The organism is Stenotrophomonas sp. 22692 (assembly GCF_052045015.1).
GTDB classification, from domain to species: Bacteria; Pseudomonadota; Gammaproteobacteria; order Xanthomonadales; family Xanthomonadaceae; genus Stenotrophomonas; species Stenotrophomonas geniculata.
Genome location: NZ_JBQEMR010000076.1, coordinates 1 through 3,835, shown reverse-complemented (window position 1 = coordinate 3,835; position 3,835 = coordinate 1). Strand labels below are relative to the sequence as shown.

The window sequence follows — 3,835 nt, the reverse complement described above, 5'->3', positions numbered from 1 at the left end:
CGATCACCACAGCCCTGGTAGAGCCGGGCCACGCCCGGCGAGCGCAGCGGTACCCCACAAACAAACACGGCCCCTTCCGGGGCCGTGTCTTCAAGGCATCAGCGCAGCACCTGCTCCACCAGCTGCACGTCCACCGTCTGCAGCGGCTCGGCGGCATTGCGCGACAGCTGCACCTGGTAGGTGCCGCCGTCGATCTTCCACTGGCGGGCCTGCGCATCGTAGTGCGCCAGCGTCTTCGGCTCGGCTTCGATGCGGATGCGGCGCTGTTCGCCCGGCTGCAGGGTCACCTTGTCATAGCCGATCAGGCGGATCGGCGTGGTGCTGCCGGCCGGCAGCTTCAGGTACAGCTGGGCCACGTCGGCACCGGCGCGCTTGCCGGTGTTGCGAATGTCCACGCTGGCGACCAGGCGCGAGCCTTCCACACTCACCTTGAGGTTTTCATAGGCGAACGAGGTGTAGGACAGGCCATGACCGAACGCGAAGGTGGGCTTCAGGCCCTTGGCCGCCATCCACTTGTAACCGACGTTGGCACCTTCGATATCGAAATCGAACACATCACCGAACGGCTTGGCCGGCTTGAAGCCGAGGCCGTCGATGTGCGGGCGCGGCAGCTGCGATTCGTCCACCACCCAGGTCACCGGCAGGCGGCCGGACGGATTGACCTGGCCGGTCAACAGCGCGGCAATGCCTTCGCCACCGCGGATGCCCGGGTACCAGGCCTGCAGCATCGCCGGCACCTGCGCCAGCCATGGCGTGCGCACCGGCCCATTGGTTTCCAGCACCAGCACCGTCTTCGGGTTGGCCTTGGCCACCGCCGAGATCAGCGCGTCCTGGTTGTCCGGCAACTGCATGTCCGGCAGATCCACCGATTCGGCGGCCCACTGGGTGGCGAACACGATGGCGACGTCGGCCTGCGCGGCAGCCCTGGCCGCGGCGGCGGCGTTGGTGCCGTCCACGTACTCGATGGTCGCGTCCGGACGCGCTGCGCGCAGCGATTCCAGCGGCGAGGACGGGTGGAAGATCACCGGGCCCGGCCAGGTGGTCGGCAGCACGCCCGGCACCGCATTGGTGCCCTTGGCGGTCACGCCCACCATCGACGAACCACCGCCACCGATCACGCCCTTGTCGGCGTGGCCACCGATGATGACGATGCGCTTCACCGTGTCGGCCAGCGGCAGCAGGTTGCCTTCATTGCGCAGCAGCACGCTGCCCTCTTCCACCGTGCGCTGGGCGACGGCGAAGCCGGCCTCGGCATCGACCTTCTGGTGCTGCGGCGGGTTGTCGAAGTTGCCATGCAGGAACATCGTGCGCAGGATGCGCGCGACCATGTCATTCAGGCGCGCCTGCGGCACCACGCCGCCATGCACGGCCAGGCGCAGCGGCTCATCGAAGAACACCGCCGCGTCGAACACTTCGCCGGCCGACTGCTGGTCCAGGCCGGCCAGCGCCGCCTTCGAACCGCTGTGCACGCCACCCCAGTCGGACATCACGAAACCGGGGAACTTCCATTCCTGCTTCAGCACCTGGTTCATCAGGTAGCCGTTCTCGCAGCCGTAGGTGCCGTTGATCTTGTTGTACGAGCACATCGCCACGCCCGGGCGGCCGGCTTCCAGCGCGATCTCGAAGGCCAGGAGGTCCGACTCGTGCATGGCCTGTTCGCCAATGCGCACGTCGTGGAAGTTGCGGCGGGTCTCCATGTCGTTCAGCGCGAAGTGCTTCATCGAGGAGATCACGTGCTGGCTCTGCACGCCCTGGATCAGCGCGCCGACCATCGAACCGGCCAGCAGCGGATCTTCACCGGCATATTCGAAGTTGCGGCCATTGCGCGGATCACGCTGCAGGTTGACGCTGCCCGACAGCAGGATGTTGAAGCGCTGCTGCCATGCCTCGCGGCCCATGATCGCGCCACCCGCGAAGGCGACCTGCCGGTTCCAGCTCGATGCGGTGGATGGGCCCGATGGCATCGCCGTGGCGAAATCACCGGGGCGGATGCCGCCCGGATTGGTCACGCCGACGCCGGCATCGGCCGACTGCTGCGACGGAATGCCCAGGCGCGGCACTGCCGGCACGAAGCCGGCCGAACCGACCGCGCCTTCCGGCAACGGGCCACCGTCCTTGCCCAGCCCGAAGTAGCTGTGCAGCATCTGGAACTTCTCATCCTCGGTCATCGCCTTCAGCAGCAGCGCAGCGCGCGCATCGGCGTTGAGGGTGGTGTCCATCCACGGCCTGTCGCCATGTTTGTCGGCGGCATAGGCCAGGGTCAGCAGGGTGGCGCGCAGGGTGTTGCCTTCCAGCTTGAACGGCGCACTGCTGGCGGCCTGGAAACCATCGCTGAAATAGCTGGCATCGGCTTCCAGGGCGACACGCGCCGGATCGAAGCCTGCGGCCTTGGCCGATTCACCGGCCACCGCACCGAGCAGCACCGCCGGTGCACCCAGCCGCGAACGGGTGACCAGCGCTGGCAGCTGCGCGGCACCTGCACCGGCATCGGTGTAGACCGCCACCGTGTGGCGGCCATCGTCCAGGCGCAGGTAGCTCAGGCCCGGCTGGTCCGGGCCGGATTCAGCGGCGATCGGCAGCCGGGTCAGCACGGCCTGGCCGCGCTGGATCTGGCCATCGTCCCTGCCGGCGGCGATGAAGCGGTACTCGTAGCCCAGGCCATCGGCCAGCACCTGCAGCGGATCGACCTGGCCGATGCCGCGCTGCACCTGGCGCACGCTCACCGCGTCCACCTGCAGGGTCTTCAGCTGGGCGGCCAGGGCCGGCATCGTCTCGGCGGTCGGGGCCTGTTCCAGGGTCAGCACGGTGAACGCGGCGGGGTCAGCCCAGGCCGGGGCGGCCAGTGCGACAGACAGGGCCAGGGACAGTGCAAGCGGCTTTGTAAACGTTTTCATCGGCAGGCGTAATTCCGTTGCCAAGGCAATCGGTCCAGGGAAAGTGCCGCCGAAGGGTGCAGCGTTCATGCCGCGCAGGAATTGCCAGGCAACCTCCCGCAGGCCGAAGGACGGGCCGGTCTGCGCCTGGGACCCTCCTCCCGGCGTGACAACCTGCCTGTCCGGGCCGCGCAGGGCGACCCAATCCTGTGAAGATTGTGCGAGGGCGTTCACACCTGTCAACAGGACCTAAGTCACAGAGGCAACCCGGCCAGCGGTTATCAGGCCATCACCGGCGGTCATCAGCAGGCCGCGTGGGGCTGCCGATAATGAGGTGTCACCGGCCCTGGACCCCGCCCATGAACATACACCGCGACTTCGATCATCTCTGGCGTGACCGCTGTGATACCTCCACCCAGCGCAGCCCACGCGTGCTGATCCGGGTATTCGTTGCCCCTGGCGAACTGGAGCGCAGCGTGGCGTTCTACGAGCAGTTGCAGGGTGTGGTGGCCGATGCGGGCTTCCCGTTTCCCGATGCCGGCCTACGCCTGGCGATGGTCGGTGCATTCCTGCTGATCGAAGGTTGCGATGAGGCGCTGGCGCCATTCACTTCGACCACGGGGACGCTGCTGGTCGATGACGTTCGGCCCTATCACGACAAACTGGTCGCGGCCGGTGCCGAGATCATCTTCCCGCTGCAGGTGGTGCCGACCGGGGCGGCGTTCAATGCGGTGCATCCCGATGGCACGGTGGTCGAGTACGTGCATCACCGGCCGGATCCGCACGGGCGGTGAGAGTGCGCGCGACCGGGCTGCGCCCGGCACCCGCAGAGGCAACGGCCAATGCAACAGCAGAAGCAAAAGCTGGGTTCCTGTGGGGTGGCGGGGTGGGTCCGGTTGCGGGGGACGGCGCAAGTACGTCCATGTAGCCTCGGTCGCGCCATCCATGGCGCTCACGCCCCC

Annotated in this window: 2 protein-coding genes; one reads left to right on the top strand and one right to left on the bottom strand. The window is 67.7% G+C overall.

Translation table 11 applies throughout. From position 1 onward, the window contains the following. Positions 1–98 precede the first annotated feature (98 nt). On the bottom strand, positions 99–2,894 hold the full coding sequence (locus ACTJJM_RS21110) for a glycoside hydrolase family 3 C-terminal domain-containing protein (protein ID WP_100051361.1): 2,796 nt from the start codon (positions 2,892–2,894) through the stop codon (positions 99–101). A gap of 338 nt (positions 2,895–3,232) precedes the next feature. Between ACTJJM_RS21110 and ACTJJM_RS21105 the strand changes: the two genes are divergently transcribed. Then, the gene (locus tag ACTJJM_RS21105; RefSeq protein WP_010485036.1) at positions 3,233–3,667 is read left to right on the top strand and encodes a VOC family protein; all 435 of its coding nucleotides are present in this window, start codon (positions 3,233–3,235) and stop codon (positions 3,665–3,667) included. Positions 3,668–3,835: the final 168 nt, after the last annotated feature.